The 25,186-nt window shown below is 65.8% G+C and carries 23 protein-coding genes and 1 riboswitch; of the genes, 3 read left to right on the plus strand and 20 right to left on the minus strand.

Annotation, left to right across the window (positions count from 1 at the left end; all coding sequences use genetic code 11):
* Window positions 1-28: 28 nt before the first annotated feature.
* The 19 genes from ACODSZ_RS03400 to ACODSZ_RS03490 form a co-directional block, all read right to left on the minus strand.
* Window positions 29-1,156 carry a CobW family GTP-binding protein gene (locus tag ACODSZ_RS03400; protein ID WP_488927039.1) on the minus strand — a complete coding sequence of 376 codons (1,128 nt, stop codon included), beginning with the start codon at window positions 1,154-1,156 and terminating at the stop codon, window positions 29-31.
* 2 nt (window positions 1,157-1,158) lie between these two features.
* Window positions 1,159-2,718: a precorrin-3B C(17)-methyltransferase gene (cobJ, locus tag ACODSZ_RS03405; protein WP_488927040.1), complete on the minus strand. Its 1,560-nt coding sequence runs from the start codon at window positions 2,716-2,718 to the stop codon at window positions 1,159-1,161.
* Between the two features lie 19 nt (window positions 2,719-2,737).
* Window positions 2,738-3,541: a cobalamin biosynthesis protein gene (locus ACODSZ_RS03410; protein ID WP_488927041.1), complete on the minus strand. Its 804-nt coding sequence runs from the start codon at window positions 3,539-3,541 to the stop codon at window positions 2,738-2,740.
* Window positions 3,538-4,314 carry a precorrin-4 C(11)-methyltransferase gene (cobM, locus tag ACODSZ_RS03415; protein ID WP_008329515.1) on the minus strand — a complete coding sequence of 259 codons (777 nt, stop codon included), beginning with the start codon at window positions 4,312-4,314 and terminating at the stop codon, window positions 3,538-3,540. Before cobM ends, ACODSZ_RS03410 begins: the two co-directional genes overlap by 4 nt.
* Entirely contained in the window at window positions 4,311-5,069 is a 759-nt protein-coding gene (cobI, locus tag ACODSZ_RS03420) for a precorrin-2 C(20)-methyltransferase (protein WP_488927042.1), read from the minus strand. The genes cobM and cobI overlap by 4 nt, the downstream gene beginning before the upstream one ends.
* The gene (gene cbiD, locus ACODSZ_RS03425; RefSeq protein WP_488927043.1) at window positions 5,066-6,256 is read right to left on the minus strand and encodes a cobalt-precorrin-5B (C(1))-methyltransferase CbiD; all 1,191 of its coding nucleotides are present in this window, start codon (window positions 6,254-6,256) and stop codon (window positions 5,066-5,068) included. Before cbiD ends, cobI begins: the two co-directional genes overlap by 4 nt.
* Window positions 6,256-7,830 carry a precorrin-8X methylmutase gene (locus ACODSZ_RS03430; protein WP_488927044.1) on the minus strand — a complete coding sequence of 525 codons (1,575 nt, stop codon included), beginning with the start codon at window positions 7,828-7,830 and terminating at the stop codon, window positions 6,256-6,258. Before ACODSZ_RS03430 ends, cbiD begins: the two co-directional genes overlap by 1 nt.
* Window positions 7,827-8,549: a cobalt-precorrin-7 (C(5))-methyltransferase gene (locus ACODSZ_RS03435; RefSeq protein ID WP_008329521.1), complete on the minus strand. Its 723-nt coding sequence runs from the start codon at window positions 8,547-8,549 to the stop codon at window positions 7,827-7,829. The genes ACODSZ_RS03430 and ACODSZ_RS03435 overlap by 4 nt, the downstream gene beginning before the upstream one ends.
* An 11-nt stretch (window positions 8,550-8,560) precedes the next feature.
* Window positions 8,561-10,537 (minus strand): putative cobaltochelatase, encoded by a 1,977-nt coding sequence (locus ACODSZ_RS03440; RefSeq protein WP_488927045.1) that lies wholly within the window; start codon window positions 10,535-10,537, stop codon window positions 8,561-8,563.
* On the minus strand, window positions 10,534-14,646 hold the full coding sequence (locus tag ACODSZ_RS03445; RefSeq protein WP_488927046.1) for a cobaltochelatase subunit CobN: 4,113 nt from the start codon (window positions 14,644-14,646) through the stop codon (window positions 10,534-10,536). The genes ACODSZ_RS03440 and ACODSZ_RS03445 overlap by 4 nt, the downstream gene beginning before the upstream one ends.
* Window positions 14,639-14,980, minus strand: a complete 342-nt coding sequence (locus tag ACODSZ_RS03450) for a (2Fe-2S) ferredoxin domain-containing protein (RefSeq protein WP_488927047.1) — start codon at window positions 14,978-14,980, stop codon at window positions 14,639-14,641. Before ACODSZ_RS03450 ends, ACODSZ_RS03445 begins: the two co-directional genes overlap by 8 nt.
* 37 nt (window positions 14,981-15,017) lie before the next feature.
* Window positions 15,018-15,770 carry a CbtA family protein gene (locus tag ACODSZ_RS03455; protein WP_488927048.1) on the minus strand — a complete coding sequence of 251 codons (753 nt, stop codon included), beginning with the start codon at window positions 15,768-15,770 and terminating at the stop codon, window positions 15,018-15,020.
* A gap of 10 nt (window positions 15,771-15,780) precedes the next feature.
* Window positions 15,781-15,996: a CbtB domain-containing protein gene (locus ACODSZ_RS03460; protein WP_175343865.1), complete on the minus strand. Its 216-nt coding sequence runs from the start codon at window positions 15,994-15,996 to the stop codon at window positions 15,781-15,783.
* Between the two features lie 141 nt (window positions 15,997-16,137).
* A riboswitch (cobalamin riboswitch) is annotated at window positions 16,138-16,367 on the minus strand.
* Window positions 16,368-16,445: 78 nt separating this feature from the next.
* The gene (locus tag ACODSZ_RS03465) at window positions 16,446-17,018 is read right to left on the minus strand and encodes a hypothetical protein (protein WP_488927049.1); all 573 of its coding nucleotides are present in this window, start codon (window positions 17,016-17,018) and stop codon (window positions 16,446-16,448) included.
* 161 nt (window positions 17,019-17,179) lie between these two features.
* Window positions 17,180-17,875: a hypothetical protein gene (locus ACODSZ_RS03470; protein ID WP_008329537.1), complete on the minus strand. Its 696-nt coding sequence runs from the start codon at window positions 17,873-17,875 to the stop codon at window positions 17,180-17,182.
* A 318-nt stretch (window positions 17,876-18,193) separates the two neighbouring features.
* Window positions 18,194-18,346, minus strand: coding sequence for a hypothetical protein (locus tag ACODSZ_RS03475; RefSeq protein ID WP_175343863.1), 153 nt, complete (start codon window positions 18,344-18,346; stop codon window positions 18,194-18,196).
* Window positions 18,347-18,405: 59 nt separating this feature from the next.
* A complete protein-coding gene (locus ACODSZ_RS03480; RefSeq protein ID WP_488927050.1) occupies window positions 18,406-18,753 on the minus strand; it encodes a hypothetical protein in 348 nt (115 codons plus the stop codon).
* A 154-nt stretch (window positions 18,754-18,907) separates the two neighbouring features.
* A complete protein-coding gene (gene pgm, locus ACODSZ_RS03485) occupies window positions 18,908-20,557 on the minus strand; it encodes a phosphoglucomutase (alpha-D-glucose-1,6-bisphosphate-dependent) (protein WP_488927051.1) in 1,650 nt (549 codons plus the stop codon).
* A gap of 335 nt (window positions 20,558-20,892) precedes the next feature.
* Window positions 20,893-21,144: a GlsB/YeaQ/YmgE family stress response membrane protein gene (locus ACODSZ_RS03490; RefSeq protein ID WP_008329542.1), complete on the minus strand. Its 252-nt coding sequence runs from the start codon at window positions 21,142-21,144 to the stop codon at window positions 20,893-20,895.
* 396 nt (window positions 21,145-21,540) lie between these two features.
* Here ACODSZ_RS03490 and ACODSZ_RS03495 point away from each other — a divergent pair, with 396 nt between their 5' ends.
* From ACODSZ_RS03495 to ACODSZ_RS03505, 3 genes are all read left to right on the plus strand, one after another.
* A complete protein-coding gene (locus ACODSZ_RS03495) occupies window positions 21,541-21,918 on the plus strand; it encodes a hypothetical protein (protein WP_175343860.1) in 378 nt (125 codons plus the stop codon).
* Between the two features lie 86 nt (window positions 21,919-22,004).
* The gene (gene galU / locus ACODSZ_RS03500) at window positions 22,005-23,018 is read left to right on the plus strand and encodes a UTP--glucose-1-phosphate uridylyltransferase GalU (RefSeq protein ID WP_008329544.1); all 1,014 of its coding nucleotides are present in this window, start codon (window positions 22,005-22,007) and stop codon (window positions 23,016-23,018) included.
* 383 nt (window positions 23,019-23,401) lie between these two features.
* Window positions 23,402-23,842 (plus strand): hypothetical protein, encoded by a 441-nt coding sequence (locus ACODSZ_RS03505; protein ID WP_175343858.1) that lies wholly within the window; start codon window positions 23,402-23,404, stop codon window positions 23,840-23,842.
* A gap of 116 nt (window positions 23,843-23,958) precedes the next feature.
* On the opposite strand, the gene ACODSZ_RS03510 is transcribed toward ACODSZ_RS03505, so the two are convergent.
* Complete coding sequence (locus ACODSZ_RS03510) at window positions 23,959-25,167, minus strand: branched-chain amino acid ABC transporter substrate-binding protein (protein ID WP_008329546.1); 1,209 nt, start codon at window positions 25,165-25,167, stop codon at window positions 23,959-23,961.
* Between the last annotated feature and the right edge of the window lie 19 nt (window positions 25,168-25,186).

A 25,186-nucleotide genomic window follows, 5' to 3' on the forward strand; every position in this document is an offset into this window, starting at 1 on the left:
GTGCTTCTTTCTTGATGCTGCTGCGAAATCAATGCCAGTCGGTCGCCGTCAGCGAGGACAGCAATTGCGCCACACGTGCGCGGCTGGGATGGTAACCGATGAAGACCAGCTCCGAAGTCCCGGCCCGCTTGCCGCCACCCGCCTCGGCCACCACCGCACGCGCCCGCACGGCTTGCAGCAACTGGGTACGCCCGTGGCCGGTGACGATGAATCCCTTGCTGCGCAGGATGGGCTGGTCCAGCGCCACGGCGACCACGGCGCGGCGCAGGGCTTCGGCATCCTGCGCATCGGTGCTGCGCAGCGTGAAGGATTGCCAGCCGGGGTCCTGCTCGTGGAAATGCTTGTGGGTGGACAAGCCGTGGCTGTGCGCCCCCAGGCCGGAATGCGCATGGCCGTTGAAGCGCCACTGCTCGGCCGCCACCGTGGCGCGCTCGCCCGGCATGGCCACCGGCGTGTAGTGATGATGCACGCTCGTACCGGCCTGGTGCAGCCGCAAGCCCAGCGCCAGACGGATATCCAGTCGCGCATCATAGGCCAGCTCCAGGAAGCGCACGTTGGGCGCCAGTGACCGTACCGTTTGCTCTGCTTGCAGCAAGGGCGCTTCGTCCATGCCGTCGATCTTGTTGAGCACCACCACGTCGGCGCACTCCAGTTGCCGGGCGAACAGCTGCGCCGTGGCATCGCGCACGGCATCGCCGCTGGCGAAGGCTTGTTCCAGCAGGAGCGGCGTGTCGACCACGGCCAGCGTGGCGTCCAGCACGAAGTGCGGTGCCAGTTCAGGGGATTGCAACACTTCCATCACCGCACTGGGCAAGGCCAGACCGGAAGTCTCGATGAGCACATGGTCGATCTGCGCGCGGCGCGCGGCCAGGGCCAGCATGGCGGGAACGAAATGTTCATCGTCGCCGTAGGCGATGAGGCCATGGGCGAAATCCTGGATCTGCACCTGGCCCAGCGCATCGCCTTCGGCGCGCAACAGGTCGCCATCGATGGCGACCTCGCCGAACTCGTTGATGAGCAAGGCCAGTCGCCGCGACTGGCGACGCTGTACCAGGCCGCGCAGCAAGGTGGTCTTGCCCGCCCCCAGGAAGCCCGTGACCACCGTCACCGGGATCGGCGGCAAGGCAGGCGGCATGGACGACTGAAGACTGGCCATGCTCAGGCTCCGGCCAACGCTGCCAGTTGCGCCTGCAGGGTGGGCACATCGTGCGCCACCTGCGCATAGGCCAGTCCAGGTCGACGCACCGTCACCAGAGGGATGCCCAGGGCGCGCGCAGCCGCGACCTTGGCCCGGTAGCCCCCGGCCTCGCCGGAATCCTTGGTCACCACGCAGTCGATACCCCAGTCGCGCCACAGCGCTTCATTGAATGCCTGCGAGAACGGTCCCTGCATGGCGCACAGGTGGGCGCGCGGCAGGCCCAGTTCCAGTGCGCGCCGGAGGAAGTCCGGATCGGCCGTGACGCGGGCGAACCATTGCTTGCCCGCCGCGCCGGGTGCCCTCAGGAAGCTGCCCAGATCCTTGGAGCCGGTAGCCAGGAAAATGCGGCGGCCCAGGGCGATGGCGCGCCCGGCGGCTTCTGTCATGTCGGCGCAGACATAGGGGTCATCGGCAGCGATCTCGCTCGGACGTTCATAGCGCAGATACGGCAGGCCCAGCTCCTGCGCCAGCATCATCAACTGCTGCGACATCTGCACCGCAAAGGGATGGGTCGCATCCACCAGCACCCGCGCCTGGCTGTCGCGCAGCGCTTGTCGGCGCGCCTCCACACCCTGGCGGCCGGACCAGACCTGGGCACCCGGACAATCCTGGCTGGCCAGTTCGCCGCCATAGGCGGTCGCCGTGGAAATGACCACGCGCTCGCCCTGCCCGGTCAGTTCGCGCGCCAACTGGTTGCCGTCACTGGTGCCCGCAAAGACCCACACCGCCCGGCGCGGCAGTTGTGCCGCCTCAGGCGCCTGCGCCTGTTCGCTCCAGTCGTTGTAGCCGCGCGGGGTAAAGATCCAGTCGCGCTTGCGCTGCGTAAAGCGGTTGCCGATGACGATCGAGGTCAGCATGTCGAACTGCAGGCCGGGTAATTCATCCAGGCGATGAATGGAGACCTGCTGCCCTGGGCGATAGGCATTGCGCACCACCCCGCACAGGGTATGCGGAGCCTTGTGTTCCAGCATCAGTTGCAGGATGCGGTAGACGCCCTCCTGCCGTCCCGCGCTCTGCACGTTGTAGAGCACGCAGGCCAGGTCCGCCTGGGCGATGTGACTGGCGCGCTGCTCGATCCATGACCACGGGCACAGCAGGTTGGACAGCGACAAGGTGGCGAAATCATGCGACAGCGGCGAACCCAGCAGCGAGGCGCAGGCATTGGCCGAGGTCACGCCGGGGATGATATTGACCTCGAAGCTATCGTCCTCGCGCATGTCGTCGAAGGCCAGGGCGGCCATGGCGTAAATGCCGATGTCGCCGCTGGAGATCAGGGCCACGCGCCGCCCCGCACGGGCCTGTTCGATGGCCAGCAAGGCGCGCTCGCGCTCCTGGGTCAGCGGCGGAGTATGAATCTCCTTGCCCTCGATATGCGCGGCGATCCAGCGCAGGTACAACGCGTAGGCGACGATGACCTCGCTCTCGCGCAAGGCTTCAATGGCGCGCGGGATGATCATCTCTTCGAAACCGGGGCCGACCGAGACCAGGTTCAATACGCCTTTTTTCTTGACTGCTTCCATCGGGTTTCCTGCAAATGATTTACGGATTTTTCATGAAACTGCGCCAGCCATCGCCATCATCGACGATGGCCACGGTCACGCCCTCCAGCGCGCTCTTGCCCAGCAACAGCCGTCCACGCGGACTGGCGATCAACGCCGCCGGCTCGCACACGCCCTCCACGCCCACGTTCTGGCGCACCCAGTCCGAGGGCTTGCCCACCCAGGCGCGCTGGGCGATCTGCTGGCGCGCGATCACGCGCAAGGGCAAGCCATGCGTAGCGCAAAAGGCCAGCAGGCCGGGTTCCCCGGCCTTGATATCGATGGTGGCCACTTCGCGCACCTGGGACAGTGCGGCACCGGGGCACTGTTCCAGTGCCTGCGCGACGGCACGGCCGATCTGCTCGGCCGAGGCCAGCTTGCGGCAGCCGATGCCCAGCACCAGCGGCTTGACGGCTTCGGTCGCGGTGGTCACCACCGGCTGCGCGCCCGTGATCTGGGCCACGCGATAGGCCAGGCTGTTGGCACCGCCTTCATGCCCTGCCAACAAGGGGATGGCAAAACGTCCCGCCTCATCCAGCACCACCAGGGCGGGATCCCGGTGCTTGTCCTGCGGCAGGCCGTCGAGGAAGCGCACGGCAATGCCGGTCGCACCAATCATGATCCACTGCCGGTGGCGGCGGTAGGCCAGGGCAAACTGCTGGCGCTGCGACAGGCCGCCCTCTGCATGAAGCCAGGGCCGGTAGAGTTCACCGCCCAGGCAGTCCTGCAAGTGCATGGCCAGTGCCACCGCCTCGGCGCGCACGGGCCACAGGCCCAGGTCTGCCGGGACGACGGGCGGATTCATGCGGCATCCTTGTTCTTCTTGACCACGCGGAAGAGGTGCGTGAAGTCCTTGGAGTACAGACTGGATTCGGCCACCTGCTCCTTGTTCAGCGCGGCACCGACCAGCATCATGGTGGTGAGATTCCACTCCCCGCGCTTGTTCTCTTCCAGCACCTTGTCGAGCCGGCCCTGATAGACGCGCTGCTCCGGCCAGGTGGCGCGATAGACCAGCGTGACGGGCGTCTCGGGGGGATAGTGCAGCAGCAGGTCGGTGACGATCTTCTTCAGGTGCGGCCCGGACAGGAAGATGCACATGGTCGCCCGGTGCGCGGCCAGCGAGGCAATCGATTCCGATTCGGGCACCGCCGAGGCACGGCCCGAGACACGGGTCAGAATCACGCTCTGCGACACTTCCGGCTTGGTCAGTTCAGCCGACACGGCGGCCGCCGCAGCGGTGAAGGACGACACGCCCGGCACCACTTCATAGGCGATGCCCAGGGCATCGAGCCGCCGCATCTGTTCCGCCGTCGCCCCATAGATCGCCGGGTCGCCCGAATGCAGGCGCACCACGTCGATACCCTGTTGCTGCGCACGCACGTAGCAGGCCTGCTGCTGCTCCAGATCGAGTGCGGCGGTGTCGACAATCTCGGCCTCGGGGTGGCAATGTTCCAGCAAGGCGGTGGGCACCAGCGAACCGGCGTACAGCACCATACGCACCTGGCCCAGCAGGCGTGCACCGCGCAGGGTGATGAGGTCGGCTGCACCAGGACCGGCACCGACGAAATAGACTTTCATGGATTTCCTTTCGATGATGCTTGCGGCGCGCGGTGACGTTGCGCCTGCGCCGTCTTGCGGATCAGCAGCACGGCCAGGTAGCCGCTCGCCTCTGCCGCATCCAGCGTGGTGAGGTCGCTGACCAGCACTTCGCCATCCAGCCCGATGCGACGGGCAAAGCCGCAATGCTGCGCAATGTCCATCTCGCGCAGCAGCGCCAGTACCCAGGGCAGACGTGCGCCGACTTTCATCAGCACCACGATGTCGTGGCTTTCGATCTCGGCGCGCAGACTCGCTGGGTCCTCCGGGCAAGGCAGGATCAGCGTGCGCTCCTTGCCCACGCCCAGCGGCCATTCCAGCGCGGCGGCAGCAGCGGCGTAGCTGGTGATGCCGGGCAAGGTCACGCAGTCGCACTCGGGATAGAGATCGCGCACGGCGGCCAGCACGTAGCCATAAGTGGAATAGGTCAGTGCATCACCGATGGTGAGGTAGACCACCTGCAGGCCCTGCCGCAATTGTTCGGACAACTGCTGGCCGAGCTGCGCGTAATGTTCCTGCAGGACCTGACGATCCGGGTCCATGTTGAACTCGATCTCGCACAGACGGCTGCGGTCGAACTCCACGCCCTCCAGGCATTGCAGGGCCACCGACAGGTCGGCCCCGCGTGCGCGCGGAATGTAGATCAGGTCGGCACTGCGCAGCGCAGCGATGGCTGCCAGCGGCAGGTAGCCTGCGGGGCCGGGGCCGACACCGATGCCGGTCAGACGCCCGCTCATGCGCCTGCCCCCAGTTGCTCTCCATCGAGGTCGAACAGGCGCACTTCGATGCGTTGCACTGCCGGCACGCGCGCATGGGCAAGCACGGCGATGCGGGTTTCGATCTCGCGCCACAGGCGGCGCGACAGTCCGACGTCCTGCTGGCGGACCAGCGTGATGATTGCTTCCACCGTATTGGCTTCCTTCATTTGCTGCAGCAGGGCGGCGTCAAACAGCACGCCCTGCCCTGCCGTATTCATTTCTTCAGCCACGCGGGCCACGCCCTGCATGGCCATGTTGCTCTTGCTGGAATGCGTATCCCACACCCCATCCAATACCTTGGCCAGCTTGCCGGGATGCCCGGTCAGCCACAGCAGCGGCAGTGTCCTGCCCTCCTCGGCCAGCGCCTTCTGGGTGAAATCCAGCGCATCACCGAGGAAATTGGCGATCTGCACGCTGCGTTTGTCCGGCAGGCCCAGTGTCTGCGCCACGAAGACGCGGCCGATCTTGCCCGGCAGGTAGGCCACCGCATCCCCCGGCGCACAGGCGGCCAGGGCCACGCGGATGTAGACCTCGATGGAGGCGATCCAGGAGGCCATGGACATCGGCTCCACGATGCCGGAGGTGCCCAGGATGGAAATGCCGCCGACGATACCCAGCTTGGGATTGAAGGTCTTGGGCGCAATGGCGAGGCCCTCCCGGCAACCGATGGTCAGATCAAAACCGCAGGCCGGTTCGCCCGACTGCAACTCCGCCAGCACCTCTGCCACGGCGGCCCGCATCATGGCGCGCGGCACCGGGTTGATGGCGGGTTCACCGACGGCCACGCGCAAGCCCGGCATGGTGGCCGTGCCCACGCCCTGGCCCGCAAAGAAACGGATCTCCCCTGCCGCATTGCGCCGCACCTGTGCCACGATGGTGGCGCCGTGCGTATTGTCGGGATCGTCTCCGCCATCCTTGAGCACCTCGGCCTGGGCGGTATCGGCATCGATCAGCGTGACCGTCTTGATTGGTACGCTCAGATAATGCAGTCCATCCGGCAGGCTGACTTCGGCGTGCTGCACGCTCATGCCGCCCAGCAGGCGATAGAGTGCGGCGCGTACCGCTGCGGTCGCGCAACTGCCGGTGCTGCGGCCACGACGCAAGCCATTGGGGGCGAGTACGGCGAGGTCATACTCGGCCCGTTGCAGCTCGGGGGGCGCGTCCATTACTGCACACTTTCGCTCTGCGCTTCCCGGGCGACCAGCCAGGCGATGGCATCGATCATCAGGGCATTGACCACGCTGGCCGCCCAGGGCGAACCACCGCGCGTGCCGCTGTTGGTGATGCGCGGCACCTGCAGGCAGCGACGCAGTTCCTCCTTGCTCTCGCGCGTGCCGACGAAACCGACCGGCAAGCCGATCACCAGTTGCGGACGCCAGCCGTGCTCGCGGATCAGGCGTACCGCCTCGGTGATGGCGGTGGGTGCATCGCCGATGGCCAGCACCAGGTCATTGCCGAACTTCTGCCAGGCACGGCGAATCCCCGCCGCCGAGCGCGTCATGCCCAGGTTCCGGGCCATCAGGTGCGATTCGGGATCATGTACGCCGCACCATGTCTCTACGCCCAGCTGTTGCAGCACCGCGCGCTTGAGACCGGTTTGCACCATGGTCACATCAGTGACGACTCGCTTGGTGCGCAGCAGCGCTTTCATCCCGGCCTGAACCGCACCAGCGGAAAAATAGATTTCATCGGCCACGGCAAAGTCGCCGCTGGTATGGACCAGGCGCTGCAAGACGGTCAGCTGCTCGGGCGGGAAGCCGCCCCAGTCGCGCCCGGCCTGGATGATTTCCATGCTCTCGGCTTCGATGGGATGCGCCACGTAAGGGGCGGTGCCACTGACGGCCGGGGCCAGCTCGCGCGCAGAAAGATCGCGCACCTGCAAGTGATGTGCCCGCTGCGGCTCGCCGACCTGCTGCTCGAAACCGACGATCTGCACCCGGTACTTGCAGAGCGTGCAGTTCATGGCGGCGCGGCCTTCGGCGGCATCGCGGGCGCGTTCCAGCATGACATCGGCCACGTGCGCATGCACGCCCAGATAAGCGGCCTTGAGCACTTCCACACCCGGCTCGCGCAGCATCAGCTCGTCGGCGGCGGCATAGATGCGCTTGACCAGCACACCATCGAAGAGGAAGAACGGCAGCACCACCAGCCGCTGCCAGCCTTCACCGGCAGCCTGCGAGAGGCCATCCCGCACCAGCGGCGTGGCCGTGCCCGAGAAGCAGACTTTGACGCCGCCAAAGCCCATGCCCTCCTGCACCATGCGCGCCAGCTTGGCGATCTCGCCATTGGCATCGGGATCGGTGGTACCGCGCCCGACCAGCACCAGACAGGCATCCTGGCGATGGATGATTTCTTCAGAACCGGCCTCGGCTTCCACCACGCGCTGCTGTACCAGTTGCAGCAGCAGCGGATGCAGATCCATGGGCGCGCCGAAATGGAAATCGACCTGCGGATAATCCCGCGCCAGCGCCAGCAGTTCGGCTGGCATGTCGTTCTTGGCATGACGCGCCCCCAGCAGCACACCGGGTACCACGGCCACGTCGGTGGCGCCCTCGGCCACGCAGGCGGCGGCAGCCTCCGAGATGGTGGGCGCGGCAAATTCCAGATAGCCATGGCGCACGATGCGTCCCGCGGCGCGTTCACGCACCAGCGCTACCAGCGCCTCGAATTCGCGCAGGGCATCGGGATCGCGACTGCCGTGGCCGGCGATCACCACGGCTGACTTGCGCGGGCTATTCATGCCGTGGCTCCGCTGGCTGCTTGCGGCGGTGGTTCGATCTGGCTGGCCATGGGCGTGAGCGTGCGGATGAGCATGATGCTCATGTCGCTGAATTCCTGGTCGGCACAGTCGGCCAGCTTGCCATGCCATTCGGCGTCGCCCCGGGTGAGGTTTTCCCAGACTTCCGCGGGATGGTCCGGGCTGACCCCTTGTTGCAGCAAATAGGTAGCGATGTGACGCGGCATGAAGGAGCGCGCCGCATCCCACGGACAGGGGATGACGATGGCATTGCGTCCATCGTTCAAGACGTTCACCAGATGGCGCTTGAAGGGCTCCAGATCGCCGCGCCGGTGGAAGGTGATGAACGTTGTTTCATCAAAGCACACACGCGCCCTGGAGGCGAGGATCTGGGCCGAGGAAATGCCCGGCAGAGTTTCCACGCGATGGCCGCAGGCGCGCTCCACCCGTTCCAGATACTGGAAGCCGCTGAAGTGGATATCGCCCATGAAGACCACCACGCAGCGCTTGCCGGCGTGATGCAGGGCGGCGACTTCGTCGAGCCTGGCAACCTGATCGCGGTAACCCATCAGCACCACTTGCGCGCTGGCGGGGATGAGGTCCTTGACCACATCGACCACGGCATTGAAGCCGGCCACCACGTCGGCATTGCGGATCAGGTCCGCGCCGCGCAGGGTCAGGTAGGAATGGTCGCCGGGACCGGCGCCGATGCAGATGATCATGTTCTTTCCTTTCAGCGCGCGCCCAGTTGCGCGCGCACGGTCAACGCCAGGGCGTCGCCGGTCAGTTGTTCCAGGGTCAGGCAAGGCGCACCCAGCGCCTCGGCCAGTTGCGCCGCGCGGCCCAGGCGCAGGTAGCCGGATTCGGTATCGAGCACCAGCGCGGGCACGCCTTGCGCAGCCAGGGTCTGTGCGACTTGCAGGGTTTCGCTCCAGGGCTCGCCGCTGCTGCCGGGCAGGCTGACGTTGGCCTTGCCGTCGGACAGGATCACCAGCAGGGGCGGTGCTTCCTGCGTCTGTTGTTGCAGCATCTGCGCCGCCAGTTGCAGCGCATGCGGCAGCGGTGTGCGGCCCCCGGTGGGCAGTTCGCGCAGGCCCTGCTCGGCCAGGTCGGCGCTGCGGGTCGGGGCCAGCAGCAATTGCGCCTGCTCGCCACGGAAGGCGATCACGGCCAGTTGATCACGGCGCTGGTAGGCATCGGTCAGCAAGGCCAGGACCGCCCCCTTGACTGCTTCCATGCGGCGCTGTGCGGCCATGGAACCGGAGGCATCCACGACGAAGACGATCAGGTTGGCGCCGCGTCCGCTGCGGACCTGACGATGCAGGTCGGCGCGGGTGATGCTCAGTGGCTCGCCTGTCTCACCGGCCAGGGCGCCCCGAACGGCAGCGCTGCGCAGGGTGGCACCGATGGCCAGCCGGTCCGGATTGGCGTCCGGTACGGCGCGCACGGCGCTGCCCCGGCTGGCATCGGCCACGGCACTGCGGCGGCCGCTGGCCACGTTGGCCGATGCCCGGGCCGTGGTGGCGACGCTGATCTTGCGGGCCGTTCCGGTGGCGGCGATAGCGAAGGTCTGTTGACCACCCTCGCCTTGCTGTTCTTGCGAAGCATCTTCAGACGGCGGCGGCTCGGCCGGTTCTTGATCCGGCGACTCGTCACCGCAACCTTGCTGTTGTGGCGGTTCAGGCTGGCGCGCCTGGTCGACCAGTTCATCGAGCTTGTCCTGATCCATGCCGCTCTGCTCGAAGGGCTTGCGACGGCGGCGATGCGGCAACACCAGCAAGGCGGCCTCACGCACATCGTCCGGGGTGACACGCGTGCGCGCCTGCAAGGCCGCGATGGCGCGCGCGGCCTTGTGCATGACGATGTCGGCGCGCAGGCTGGCCACCTCGAACTCGCAGCAGAGATGGCTGCTCAGTTCCAGCATGGGATCGTCCAGCACCACCTCGGCCAGCAGACCTTGCGCCTCGGCGACCTGGAGGCGCAAGGCGTCCTGCTGCGACTGCCAGCGTTCGGCAAAGGCGGCGGGATCGGATTCGAAGGCGATGCGCCGGCGTACCACCTCGGCGCGTACGGTCTTGTCGGTCGGTGCGCTCACTTCCACCATGAGACCAAAGCGGTCCAGCAGTTGCGGCCGCAAGTCGCCCTCTTCCAGATTCATGGTGCCGATCAGCGTGAAGCGCGCCGGGTGACTGATGGACAGCCCCTCGCGCTGCACCGAATTCACCCCCATGGCCGCCACGTCCAACAGCACGTCCACCAGGTGATCGGCCAGCAGATTGACTTCATCGATGTAGAGGATGCCGCGATGGGCCGCCGCCAGCAGGCCCGGCTGGAACGCACGCTGGCCGCCTTGCAGGGCCTGTTGCAGATCGAGCGAACCGAGTACGCGGTCTTCGGTGGCCCCCAGTGGCAGGTTCACGAAGGGGACGGTGGCCGGAAAGTGTACTGGTGCTGTATTGCACACTGTGCAGGCAGTAGCCGGCTGACCGGGCGCGCAGTGGAAGGCACAGCCCTCGGCCAGGGTGATGGCCGGCAACACCTGGGGCAGACCGCGTGCGGCGGTACTCTTGGCGCTGCCCTTGTCACCGCGCACCAGCACGCCACCGATGGACGGATCGACTGCGCACAGCAGCAGCGCCTGCTTCAGCAGCGGCTGGCCGACGATGGCGGCAAAGGGATAAGACGCGGGGCCGTTGACTGCTGCGCTCATTGCATGTCCTTGGTATGTTCGCTGCCGCGCACGGTCTCGCCGCGGGCTTCCAGCAGGGCTTCACTGTGCAGGTAGAGTGTGCGCAACTGTTCGAGTGTCTGTACCGCCGGTGTTTCCCACATGCCACGGCTGGCGGCTTCCAGCAAGCGCTCGGCGATGGCGTTCTGGGCCCAGGGATTGGCCTGTTCCAAAAACTCGCGCATGGCCGGATCGAAGCCGTAGCTCTCGGCCAGTTGCTGGTACATCCAGTCTTCCAGCACCTGCGCGGTGGCGTCGTAGCCGAACAGGTAATCGACGGTGGCCGTCAGTTCCAGTCCACCCTTGTAGCCGTGTCGACGGATGCTGGCCAGCCACTTGGGATTGACCACACGGGCACGGAAGACGCGCAGGGTCTCTTCCTTGAGGTCACGCACGGCAGCGCGCTGCGGGTCGTGACTGTCGCCGAAGTAATGGCGCGGCTGCTGGCCGGACAAGGCGCGAATGGTGGCGATCATGCCACCGTGGTATTGCAGGTAGTCGTCGCTGTCGAAGAGGTCGTGCTCGCGGTTGTCCTGATTGTGCAAGGCGACCTGCACGCCGGAGAGGCGCTGGCGGAATGCCTCGCGCTGGTCAGTGCCCTGCACCTTGCGACCATAGGCGTAGCCGCCCCAGTTGATGTAGGCCTCGGCGAAGTCGGCCTGGTCCTGCCAGTTCCTTTCCTGAATCAGGGGCAGGATGCCGGCGCCGTAGCTGCCCGGCTTGGCGCCGAAGACGCGGTAGGACGCCTGGGCAGCGGCTTCGGCCTGACCCAGTCCGCTTTGCATGGCCTGCTGCAGGTCGCGCAGGTAATGCTTGCGCACGAAGTTCATGTCTTCCGGTTCATCGGCGGCAATGGCCAGCTGCACGGCATCGTCGATCAGTTCGATCAGTTGCGGGAAAGCATCGCGGAAGAAGCCGCTGATGCGCGTGGTGACGTCGATGCGCGGGCGCTGCAATTGCTCCAGCGGGACCAGCTCGACACCGGCGACCTGCCGGTTGCCCTCGCGCCAGACCGGGCGCGCGCCCATCAGCGAGAGGATCTGCGCCACGTCATCACCGTGGGTGCGCATGGCGCTGGTGCCCCAGATGCTGATGGCCACGCTCTCGGGATAGTCGCCGCTTTCGCGGTGGTGACGCTGAAGCACTTCGCGCGCCAGTTGCTGGCCCACGCGCCAGGCCGATTGCGAGGGCACGCTGCGCGGATCGACCGAATAGAAATTGCGGCCGGTGGGCAGGATGTGCGCCATGCCGCGCGTAGGCGATCCACTGGGACCAGCCGGGATGTAGCCACCGCGCAGGCCGTTGAGCAGGTTGCCGATTTCTTCGTGGGTGCGTTGTAGACGCGGCACCAGTTGTTCGCAGGTGAAGGCGAGGATGCGGCCCAGGGCGCGGGTATCGGTCGGCTTGATCGTCGCTACCGGTGCGGCACGTTTTTGCGGGGCAAGCGGTCGCGCCATGGCGCGCATGCCGCCCAGCACGCTGCCTGCACTCTTTTGCAGGGTGGGTTGCAGGCGCGGTTTTTCTTCGACGGGCGCGGTGAACAAGGGCGCCAGCAGCGACTGGATCACGCCATCGATGGCCTGCACGGCAAAGTCTTGCTGCTGCAGCGACTGCATCAGCGACAGGCACAGTGCGTCGATGGCTTCGAGCGCATCGGCACGGGTGACGATGGCGCGACCGGCAGTGCGCGCGAGGGCGTCATCGATGTTGAGGCGCCGTCCCTTGTGCTCCAGCAGCATGTCCAGCGACAGGCCGAAGAGGCGCGCCACCTCTTCCTGCAGGCCCGGCAGGTCCTGGTTGGGCAGGCGCGTGAGCGCCACCAGCATGTCGGGCAGCTGCGCTGCATCGGGCATGCGGCCGAGGATGTGCAGGCCGTCGCGGATCTGGGCCGCGCCCAGTTCGCACAGGTAGCCATCGAGATCCTCGATCAGGTGCGCCACACCGGCACCGTCCAGTTCGGTGAGGGCATGGGGCAAGGTGCCGTCTTCGTGGGCGTGGTCGTGCGGGTGATGGTGGTCATCATGGTGGTGATGTCCATGATGATGGTGAGCATGGCCGTGATCATGATCGTGGTCATGATCGTGATGAAGCAGCTTGTATTGCAGGTCCGACTCCAGATTGGTCTGTCGCACCAGCTCCCAGATCTGCTGCTGCAACAACGGCAGCTTGGCAGGATCGAGCACCTCGACCTGGTAATACTCGTCCACCAGCTGCGTCAGCTGGGCCAGGGCGCCGTAGCTGTCGGCGGTGGTCATCGGTGGGGTCAGGTGATCCACCACCACGGCGTGGGCGCGGCGCTTGGCCTGCGAGCCTTCGCCGGGATCGTTGATGATGAAGGGATAGAACAGCGGCACGTCACCCAGCAGGGCATCCGGGAAACATTCTTCAGACAATCCCACGCCCTTGCCCGGCAGCCACTCCAGCGTGCCGTGCTTGCCGACGTGGACGATGGCATCGGCGCCCCATTCTTCATCCAGCCAGCGGTACAGGGCGTAGTAGTGATGCGTGGGCGGCAGATCGGGCTGGTGGTAGATGGCGTCCGGGTCCATGCCGTAGCCGCGCGGCGGTTGCAGGGCCACGAAGGCGTTGCCCAGGTCCAGGCCGGCAATGACCAGGTGCTGATCGTGAACATAAGCCTGGCCGGGTGCGGCGCCCCACTGGCGCTGCATGCGCGTCTGCAAGGCCGCGGGCAAGGCGGCGAACCACTGCGCGTAACGCGCGGCCGGAATGCGCGCGGCGGCGCGGCGCAACTGGTCTTCGGTGAGGAGGATATCGTCGTAGGAGCAACGGTCCACCAGTTCGTGGATCAGGGCCGTGCCGGTCGCGGGCAGTTCGCCGATGGCATAGCCGTCAGCAGCCAGTGCGCGCAGCACGGCCATGAGCGACTCGGGCGCATCCAGCCCGACGGCATTGCCGATCTGCGCGGCCTTGCTGCTGGAATTGGTGAAGATGAAGGCGATGCGCTTTTGCGCATTGGGCGTGCAGCGCAGCCGCACCAGCCGCTGCGCCAGACCGGCGAGGCGGCGCACGCGGTCCGGCAGGGCCTGATACTGCACCACGCCACTGTCCGTGGTGTGCTTGAAGGACAGCGGTACGCCGATGATGCGGCCATCGAATTCCGGCAAGACCACATTCATGGCGGCATCCAGCGGGTTCATGCCGCGCGTGGAATGCTGCCACTGGTCTTGCGTCATGCCGCTGGTGATGGCTTGCAGCACCGGGCGGTCCAGCTGTTCCAGCACCGACACCGACCAGCCGGCTGGTGTGACCCCGCCTGCCGTGATCTCGCCCATGGCGAAGCTGGTGGTATTGATGATCAGGTCGACCCGGCCCCGGGCGAAATACGCCAGCGCGGGCGGCAGGTCCGCGCCACGATGAGCAGACACCCGCAGCGAGGAAGTGAAGACCGGCAGCACATCCATGCCGCGCGCCTCCAGCGCCGCGACCAGTGCATCGATGAAGGCGGTATTGCCAGAGAGCCAGTGCGCGCGGTAGAAGATGATGCCCACGGCGGGCTTGCCTGCGGGTGCGCTGGCGCGCAGGGCCAGCCAGTCATCGAGGCTGGCATCCTGTTCCAGATCGGGATGGTAGAGGCCGTGTTCCGGCAAGGCTTGCGCAGGCTCATAGCCATAGCCGCTCAAGAGCAGGCGATCCGACAGGTAGCGCAACAGTTGCGCCAGATTGACGCTGCCGCCACCGTTGAAGTAGGCCAGTGCCTGCTGCTGCACGTCCGCTGCGACGGTGGAGGCTGCCGCCAGTTCGGCATCGGGTTCGCCGGTGCCGGAGAGCAGGATCAGGTGACGCCCTTGCGCACGCGCGACCCGCAACAATTCACCCACGCCGCTCACCGCACCCAGCCTGCCCAGCACCCGCAGCACGATCACCTGCGCGCTGGCCAGCTCCGAACGCAGCAGCGTGGCCAGCGTGCGCAGGGGCTGCCCTTGCTCGTCGGTACGGGATTGCAGGGCCTGCAGATCATGCCCCGCCAGTGGCGCAAAGTCGGGCGGCAACTGGCTGCGCGCCGCCGCCAGCATGGCCAGGTCGGTCGGGGCGTGGGTCAGCAGGACGATGCGGGGCAAGGGTTCAGACATCGCCGGACTCCGGTTGCGGCAGCACGTCGCCGCTGCCCAGGCGATGGAAGATGAGCTCGCTCACCTCGCGTCCGCCTTCGAGGTGCTCCACTACGACGCGCTCGATGGCGCTGGCATCCTCGCAGCGGTACCAGACCCCCTCGGGATAGACCACCAGCACCGGCGCCTGCGCCTTGCAGGCCACCATGCAGTGGGTTCGGGTGCGCTTGACGCGCAGCGCGGGGCGGGCGTCGATCTGCTCGCCCAACACGCCGAACATGGCTTCGGCCAGCACGCCATTGTCGGTACAACGCGGACCCACGCACATGAGCACGTGACGATGATGAGTTCTCATGGCTTGCTTGCTTTCTTTCCCCGACGGATCGGACCCATCAGCCGAAGCGGCGATAGAAGAAACCGCTCAGGCCGCCCAGCGCCAGCCAGAACACGGCATTGGCCGCCGCAGTGGCGCCGATGAAGGCTTGCGCCAGTTCTTCCGGCGCCACGCTGCCGTGCACTTCCGGTTGCGGCGCCCCGATGAAGTGCGGTGCTACCAGCAGCAACACGCCGATCAGCTTGCCCGGCCAGCCCCGGGTGAAGACGAACAGACCCAGGCTGGCGGCCGTCATGGCGGCGGTCATCACCCACCAGAGCTGACGCGCCTGCAGGGGCGCAGCCAGCGTGCCAGGCACTTCCGGCGGCAAGCCCAGCGAAGGCGCCACGAAGAACACGCCATAACCGGCCAGACCCCACAGCAGACCGCTGCGCCAGCTGATCTGGCGTCCGCTCAGGGCAAAGGCCGCCACCAGCATCAGCGCAAAACCGACCGCCATGCTGACGTTGGCCAGCACGGTGTAGGCGGTGCGTTCGGCACCGTCGGCGGGCTCCCAGGCTTGGGCGTCGTGATGGTGGCTGTGCTCATCGGCACCGGCATGGGCATGGTCGTGGGCACCCGCCTGGGTAGCGGGTTCGCCGCCAGGGTCATGGGCTGCGGAGGCCGTCGCTTCGCCGGCCTTTTCATATTGCTCGGCCTTGAGGATGAGCTTTTCCACCTGGAATTGCTGCACCCCCGACAGCAGCAAGCCCGACAAGGCCCCTGCCACCACCACCGCCGACGCCATGCGGCGAAACACCGTCCAGTTCATGATCCGCTCCTCAGTGGCAGGGAAAACCGGCCGAGTGACGGCCATCGTGGGCAGCATTGTGCAACTCGACGCGGGAGGCGAAGCCGGCGCCGTAGATCAGCGCCACGCCCAGCGCGAAGGCCAGCAGCGACGGCGCGATGCGGTCACGCCAGACCTGGCTGCCGGTGCGGCTGGAAGTGGAAGAGTCGGCGGTGCTGCGGGCATTGAGACCGGAGGGAGTGGACATGCGCTTTCCTTGGGCAGGTGGATGAAACGAAGGAAGCCACACGGCGAGCGCCCATGCCACATCCCGCCGTGCACCGACGGCGCCGCTCAATGCCAGCGGGACATGTTGGAAGCTTTCCGCATGATCGCCCTCCGCGATACATTCAAGAAGTTGCCACTGGCCGGTCTCCGGGCTGGCGAGCTGAAGCCTGGGGCTTCCGGACAGGCGCCTTCCCATGCGCGGGGCACAGTGGCGTAGTGCGTGTCCTTGCTCGCTTACCGTTGCGGGGGCAGCGCCGGCTTTGGCACGATGCTGAGGCATCGGCCGCACCGGCTTCCCGTTTCAATCCCGGGCGCGGCTGCACACGGGATACCAGAAGCAATGCTAAGGGGCGAAGTATAAAGGCGGGGACCGGCTTGGGCAACCGGCATTGTCAGCCTGATCGGCCAGCCGGTCGGCTGCTGGCGAACTCAGCGGGGCGCCGGCGGGATCGCGTCCGACTGCTTGTAGTACAGCCGCATGTCCGCCCCCATGCCGCGCGGGATGCGGGCCACATAGGCCGAGCGCTGGCCCGTCCGGTCGCCCTGCCCGTGCACTTCCATCAGGCACAGGTAGCGCTCGCCCAGATAGCCCAGTACGGCAAAGGAGGCCCGGTGCGGACGCTCCAGCCGTAGCGGTGCGTCCACTGTCAGGCCGACGGCGCGGTCCAGGTAGCCACGGTGCGCGTTGACGAAGAGGTAATCGCGCACGGACGCCTTGCCGCTGGCATAGCCGATGCGCAGCATGCGGTTGTCGGCATCGGGCAGATAAAGGCTGTAGGGTGAGGCCGCGCCGCCCTCCATGACTTCCACCCGCCCGGCCACCGGATCGATGCTGACCGGGCCCACCGTCATGCGGTCGACCACCAGGCAGCGATCCAGTACCTGCGCCGGCGGCGTCGGCGCCCCGGGCAGCGCCACCAGACAAACCAACAGCAAGACCACGGGCAGGCAGCGCAATGCGCTCGCCGTTGAACTGCATGCAGCAGGAAGTAAGCGGTTCAAGGGCAGCTCCTTCGGGGAACAGGAATCGGGGTGGGCGCGGCAGAGGCCACACCCACTCCGAATAGTTGCAGAAGGGAAACCCGATGGATATCAGAAAACTCTCAATGACCGTCAGTAAGTGACGCGGCGGGCCGGGGCGTCCCGGCCTGCCCACCGTGGTGTCAATACTGGACGGCGGCCGGCCCGGCCAGCAGATCCAGCGAGATGAAATGCCATTGGGCCGATTCGGCGTCATACACCGCGACCTGGTTGATCTGGCGGCCTGGCGGGGCGGTACCGGGCAACCGGTCGATGGCGCGGGCGGCATGGCGGTGGCGCTCCAGCGGACTCATTGCCAGCAGGCTGGCCTGCGTCTCGCTGCGGGCGAACAGTCCGGCGCATTCCCACAGCCGGGCGTAGCACTCCAGATCGGGCAGCGCGATGTCCAGCGTGATGGAGTCGATCAGCGGCGAGGCCTTGGCCAGGCTGGCCGAGGACAAGCGTACCGGCTCGCCCTGCGCGCGCACCGCCAGGCGACCGTCGCGCGCGCCCCAGGCCACGTGCAGACAATAGGGCAGATAGCCGTGGTGGCGCGCCACCAGTTCGTCCGGGGAGAAGGACGAGGCCGGCAAGACCTGGTAGGCCGTCGGCGGCATGCCCCGCCAGAGCGCGTCCAGGCTGGCCTCGAAGGGCGACAGATAAACCACCATCGCCTGGCTGCCGGCGGCCTCGCCGGCGATGACGGGTTCGCACAGTACCTGGCCGGGGCCACTGCCGGCACTGGGCTGACGTACCAGCACGTAGAGCGGAAGAGCCGACAGCAGCGTGTGTCGACGACCGGCAGGAAAGCCCATTGACAGCGGGGAATATGGAAACACGGCGCTACTCCTCAGAGAAAACACGACCGTGGCGGCAGCCTTGCTCAATTCATCTTCTGTCGCCGGAAAAAAGAGATGCTTTCACGAATGCTTGTCGGCTTGAATGAGAAAAGTCTCAATCCGCGCAAAAGAATGAAGAAACCCCCGCAGGACGGGGGTTTCCGGGGCAGATGAAGAAAAAGGAAGAGGATGCCTCGCTACGCCCTTGCACAGGGTCGGCAGCTCAGGCAGCGCTATGGCGTCATGAAGGAAAAGGCAAAAAAGCGAGACAATCAGGCCGCAGCGATGCTGCGACCGGATCGGTGCGAAAGTGCAAAATCAGCCCTGCATGCGCAGCGGCGGGTCAGAAGGCCGGGGGCTCAGCGGCGGCTCTTGCACCGGGACCGGCTCATCATCGGGCAGGGGCGGCGGCGGGATGTTGGGTTCGTTGACGGGAGGGGTCTCTTGGGGGGTATGCAGATTCAGGTTCAAACAGATCTCCTCGGAGCGATCCCTGGTCGGAGCGACCGGGGTGTGCCGACAGCAGGTCGTCAGCGACCGGCCATCGGGTTCTGATGCGGAATGGGGTCCTGCGGCGGGGTCGGGTCCAGCGGCGGCACCTCCACCGGCGGGGTGTCCTGGGGCTTGTGCATGGGGTTCTCCTGAGTGGGTGGAAGGGGCGGACTGCGGTCCGGCTCGGCACTGCCGGGGCGAGGCAGCAGGCCGTCATCGGCGTTGGCCAGGGGATCTTCGGTACCGTCGGGCTCGATCACCTGGGCCGGGTCCGGCTGGATGTGGTCCGGCGGGGTCGGCGTTTCGGCGGTAGCCGACATGGCGGGGGGACGCAGCAAGGCAGGCGCCGCACGGGTCGAGACGGGATCCGGATCAGAATGGGCCATGAGGGTCCTCCTTGACGGGGATGGCAGACGATGACCATCTTACGAAGCCCCTGCCCTGCTCTCAGCCAGACATCGGCCCATTTTCCTGTAGGAAGGCAGGAACAAAAACGCCGCCCCGAGGGCGGCGTGGTCATGACAGGCGCGGCGACCGGGCTCAGTCCGCCTTCAGTGCGCGGGTCACGATCTCCTGCGCCTCGGCAAAGATGCGGTCCAGATGGGCCTGATCGCGGAAGCTCTCGCCATAGATCTTGTAGATGCTCTCGGTGCCGGAAGGACGGGCGGCGAACCAGCCATTGTCCGTGACGATCTTCAGGCCGCCGAAAGCCTTGCCATTGGCCGGGGCCGTGGTCATGACTTCGCGGATGGTTTCGCCGGCCAGTTCGGTGGACGTGACATCCTGCGGCGACAGCCTGGACAGGCGCGCCTTCTGCTGCGGCGTGGCGGCGGCTTCCTTGCGGCCATTGAGCGGTGCGCCCAGTTGCCGGGTGAGATCCTGGTAGATCTGGCCGGGATCGTTGCCGGTGCGGGCAGTCATCTCGGCGGCCAGCAAGGCGGCGGTAATGCCATCCTTGTCGGTACTCCAGGGCTGGCCATCGAAACGCACGAAAGAGGCGCCGGCGCTTTCCTCGCAGCCGAAGGCCAGGCTGCCGTCATAGAGGCCATCGACGAACCACTTGAAGCCCACCGGCATTTCCAGCAGCTTGCGGCCCAGGTGGGCGGCCACGCGATTGATCATCTGGCTGGACACCAGGGTCTTGCCCACGGCGGCATCGGCACGCCAGGCCGGACGATGGCCGAACAGGTAGTACACCGCGACCGACAGATAATCGTTGGCCGGCAGCAGGCCGGTGCTCCTGGCGACGATGCCGTGACGGTCATGGTCGGTATCGCAGGCCATGGCCACGTCGAAGCGATCCTTGAGCGCGATCAGCTCGCTCATGGCATAGGGCGAGGACGGATCCATGCGGATCTGTGCATCCCAGTCCAGCGGCACGAAGCGAAAACTCGCATCCACATCGGTATTGACCACTTCCAGATTGAGCTTGTAGCGATCCGCAATGGCCGACCAGTAATGCAGCCCGGCGCCACCCAGCGGGTCTACGCCGATCTTGACGTTGGCCGCCGAGATGGCGCCCAGGTCGATGATGTTGGGCAGGTCGCCGACGTAGTTGTCCAGATAATCGTAGCGGCGCGTGGTGTCGGCCTTGAGGGCCTTCTCGAAGCTGATGCGGCGTACGCCTTCGAGCTTTTGCTCCAGATAGGCATTGGCGCGCTTCTCGATCCAGCTGGTGACGTTGGAGTCCGACGGGCCGCCATTGGGCATGTTGTACTTGAAGCCGCCATTGTCCGGCGGATTGTGCGAGGGCGTGACCACGATGCCATCGGCCAGCTTGTCGCGGTGCACCCGGTTGTGCGTGAGGATGGCATGCGAGACGGCCGGCGTGGGCGCATAGGGGCTGCCTTCGGCCAGCATGGTCAGCACCGCGTTGGCCGCCAGCACTTCCAGTGCGCTGTGCCAGGCCGGCTCCGACAAGGCATGGGTATCAATGCCGAGGAACAGCGGGCCCTTGAAACCCTGTTCCTTGCGGTAGTCGCAGATGGCCTGGGTGATGGCCAGCACGTGCCATTCATTGAAGCTGTGGGCATTGGCGTTGCCGCGATGGCCGGACGTCCCGAAGGCCACCCGATGGCTGGCCTCGGCCACCTCCGGACGCAGGCTGTAATAGTTCGACAGCAGCACCGGCAGGTTCACCAGGGCCGAAGGCGCGGCACGCTTGCCGGCGAGGGGATGGACGCTACTCATAATTTTTTCTGGATGAATGGATATCGGAGGAAGCGAAGCGGACGCGGTAGATGCCGGACATCCCCTTCGCTACTTGATCTTTTTTCAACGTCCGGGACATTGTAACGCCAGGATGGCGCGCTGCAGCATGGATATGCAGAAACTTGCAGGAGCATTGCCGCAGATCACTCCCCATGCGCCTGGCCGGGCATGGGCGCTACGCCCTGGGCGGGCAAGATGAAGGCGCGTGTCCAAAACGCAAAACGCGTCCGGGCCGGGCCGCGGACGCATTGCTCATGGGTCAGGAGCGCCAGGCCTGCGCCGGGAGCCTGCCTCCACGGCGCGGGCCTGCCGGGTCAGGCCCTGCGGAAGGCCCGCACGATCACCAGCAGCACGACCGCGCCCAGCGTGGCGGTAACGATCGAGGCCAGGATGCCACCACCCACGGCGATGCCCAGGAGGCCGGCCAGCCAGCCGCCGATGACGGCACCGACGATACCGATCAGGATATCGGCCAGCAGACCGAAGCCGCCACCCTTGACCAGCACGCCGGCAAGCCAGCCGGCAACGGCACCAATGATCAGCCATGCGATGAGTCCGTGTTCCATGATGTTCCCTTTCCATTGTTCTGTCGTTCTTGGATTGATGTCGGAAGCCGTCGGCAGGCCTCCTCCTCTCTGCAAGCGCTCTGCGCAACAGATGAGGTGATGATAGAAAAAGGCGTCCCGGCCAGCTATCGGACAGCGGCCCATTTCCTTGTAGGACAAGCCCGGCATGGGCGGCTGTCGCGCTGACCGCGGCCTGCTCGTGGCGGCGCAGTACCCGCGTGGCGGGCGGGCCGGGGTCTTCCTCTTTTCCTACAGCGCAAAAGGCGGCATTCCTATAGAGAGGAAGCGCGAGTTTTCTTACTCTTGCTTCCGTAGGCACAGTGCAGCATGAATCCGTCAGCCGCACCGTATACCGATACCGCATTTGCCCGCCCGATTACGTAGAGAGTCGCCATCATGTCCGCCACCGAATCCAGCGCACGCCCCTCGTCCGTCTTTGCCAATGCCTACGCGCTCAATGCGTTCGGCAACGCACCGCGCGCCGAAGAAGGCGCTGACTTCGTCGAGCACTATGCACGCTATGCCCGTGAATCTGCCGAGCTGCTGCATCAGATATCGATGAAGGCGCCGCAACTGGCCTCGGTGCTGGAACAGCTCAACGAAGGCAGTCTGGCGCAACGCATCGCGCTGGCTGATGACGAGGCCAGCGCCCCGCAGCGACGCCCCCGGCTGCGCGAAAAGGCAGGGCATGCCCTGGCTGGCGTGGCCTCGTTGTTGCAGGGATGCCGTGCTCTGCTTCAGATGAAGATGATCAAGAACAACAGACAGGCGTAAAGGCGTAAGGAGGCGCATTCGCCAGCGAGCCTGCATTGTGTGCATGAGGGTGCCACGCCCGTCACTCAACCAAACCTGGACTTACCATGAAAAAAATCACCAAAGCCGTCTTTCCCGTCGCTGGCCTCGGCAGCCGTTTTCTTCCCGCTACCAAGGCACAGCCCAAGGAAATGCTGCCCATCGTCGACAAGCCATTGATCCAGTACGCCGTTGAAGAGGCGGTGGAAGCGGGCATCACCGAGATGATCTTCATCACCGGCCGCAACAAGCGCGCCATCGAAGACCATTTCGACAAGGCCTACGAGCTGGAATCCGAACTGGAAGCCGCCGGCAAGGTGAAACTGCTGGAAACCATCCGCAACGTCATCCCCAAGCACATCAACTGTGTCTACGTCCGCCAGGCCGAACCGCTGGGCCTGGGACACGCCGTGCTGCTGGCCAAGCCGCTGGTGGGTGACGAACCCTTCGCCGTGTTGCTGGCCGACGACTTCATGGATGCCGCCCCCGGTCAGAAGAACGTGATGGCGCAGATGACCGAACTCTACGAGCGCGAAGGCAAGAGCCTGCTAGCCGTGCAGGACGTGCCGCGTCCGGAAACCCGCCAGTACGGCATCGTCAGCGGCAGCCCGCATGGTGAGCGTACCGAGCTGCTCAGCGGCATCGTGGAAAAGCCCTCGCCCGAAGATGCCCCCTCCACCCTGGCCGTCGTGGGCCGCTACGTGCTGACCCCGGCCATCTTCGAACGTCTGGAAAACATCGGCACCGGTGCCGGTGGCGAGATCCAGCTCACCGATGCCATCTCGGCCCTGCTGCAACAGGAACAGATCCTCGCCTATCGCTACGAGGGCCAGCGCTTCGATTGCGGCTCCAAGCTCGGGTACCTCAAGGCGGCCGTGGCCATGGGCTTCAAGCACAAGGAAGTCGGCAGCGGCTTCGCGCAGTTCCTGCAGGAATTCGTCAGCCAGCATGACCTGACCCAGGCCGCCCAACCCAAGGGCCCGGCCACCGTCACCCCATTGAAGCCCGCCGCCGGCAGTACGCCCGCCAGCGCCGCAGCCTCCACCGAAAAGCAGCCAGCCGTAGCCCGTAGCGTCATGTAATCCTGTCAGTCCCCGGTAGAGACCGTTGTTGATTGCAGTCCGTCCGCAAGGCCGGGCTGCTTTTTTTCGTGCCCACGCTTCTGGAACCCATTTCATCAATAGGCGTGAGATGCGTTCTAGTAAATTGTTTTGACCTTTGTCACGGAGTTTTAACCTGGACTTGCTAGCATCGCGGCCATGAATCGGAGAAGTTCATTTCGCCCGGGACAAAGCAGGTCGCCGCACTTCCCCTGCCCACAAGCGTATGCTGTGGCCACCGCACACAAGCTGTAAACGTTTCCAGCATAGAAATCCGACGATGAAATCGTTGCCAGTCGGCAGGAATGTTGCGGCAAAGGCGCAAAAAATATATATTGTTTATATCAATTTTCAGAGGAGCGTTCATGGCCACCAGAGTTCAAGCCGCAGCAGCAGCATCAACCGAAACGAAGAAACCTGTCGCCAAGGCGGCAGCCCCCAAGCCCGCCGCGGTGAAGAAACCTGCCGTCAAGCCCGCCACCCGTGCGGCCGCCAAGCCCGCCGCAGCAGCACCGGCGGCAGCCAAGCCCGAAAAGAAGGTCGAGAAAATCGCCAAGCCCGAAAAGACTGACAAGCCGGTGAAGGCCAAGAAGGTCAAGCAGGTCCGCGACAGCTTCACCATGCCCGAGAACGAATACGCGGTCCTGGCCCAGGTCAAGAAGTCCTGCCTGAAGGCCGGCGTCGAGATCAAGAAGAGCGACCTGCTGCGCATCGGCGTGTCGCTGATCAAGAACCTGAAGATCGCCGAACTGAAGGACATCCTCGGCAGCCTGACCCCGCTGAAGGTAGGCCGTCCCAAAAAATAAGCAGGCCGACAGCGGGCCGTGATGTCATGGTCTGCCGCCCTGCCCGCCTGTCCCTGATGCCGCCCGGTTACGCCCGGGCGGCATTGTTTTTTGCGCAGGTTTTTCGGCCGTGGCGTTCAGTTTCTGTCGTGCTGGGCCATGCTGCGCACGACGCGCCAGTGGCCGCCGTTGACGCGGTACAGGGTAAAGACCGGATCGCGCAGATTGCCCTGGGCATCGAAGGCGATATTGCCGGTGATGCCCTTGTAGCCAATCCGGTGCAGGCTGGCCGTCACCTTGCCCGGATCGGTGGAATCGGCCTGCTGCATGGCCGCCGCGATCACGCGCACGGCATCATAGGCAAAGGGCGCATAGAGATAGATTTCGTCCTGCCAGGCGGCCTTCCAGGCCTGTTCGAAATGGCGCCACTGCGGTCCCTTGTAGGAGGGAAGTCCTGGCTCCACTACGCTCACGCCCTCGCCTGACGGACCTGCCAGCCTCAGAAAGGTCGGCCCCACCAGGCCGCCGATGCCGACCAGCGGGGCGCGGATCTGCAGACGCCGCATGTCCTGCACCAGTTGTGCAGCCTGGGCATCGAGACCGGCGAAGAGCACCACATCGGGCTCGCTGTCGCGGATGCTGCGCAAAACGTTGTTGAAGTCGGAGGTCTTGCTGCTCACCGTGTAGCGTCCCGTCACCCTGCCCTGCAAGACCTTGACCGACTTGGCGAATTCATCGGCATAGGTACTGCCGAAGAGGGTGCTGTCATCGATCACGGCGATGTTGCGGGCCTTCAGCTCACGCACCACGTAGTCGGCGGTCAGGCGCGCGCCCTCGCCATCGTGCGGCACGATGCGAAAGGCACTGGCATCGCCCTGCTGCGTATAGGCCGGAGCCGTCACGGCGGGGGCCACATGGGGAATGCCGGCAGCGGCGTAGATACGCGCAGCCGGAACACCGACGCCACTGTTCCAGTGGCCGACCACGGCAGCGACCTTGCTCTTGACGAAGTAGTCGGCGATGAGCTCGCCCGTGCGCGGATCGGCGCGGTCGTCCTGTGGCAGCAGCCGGAACAACACCGGCTCGCCACCGATGACGGGCTTGCCGTGGTTGATATCGTCCACGGCCAGTTGAGCGGCGCGCTCGAGACTCACGCCGGTGCTGCCGGAGGGACCACTCATGGGGGCGGCCAGGCCGATGACCACGGTACGCGGCGTGGCCCATGCGCTGCTGCCGGCCATACTGCACCAGACGCCTGCCAGGGCCAGGGCGAGCAGGTGGCGGCGGGCAGCCCTGGTCATGAGCTTGCCTGAGATCGTGCTGATGGCGCGTGTCTTGATGTTCACTGGAGATCGCATTGATGTG

It is taken from the genome of Herbaspirillum sp. FG34 (assembly GCF_057809315.1).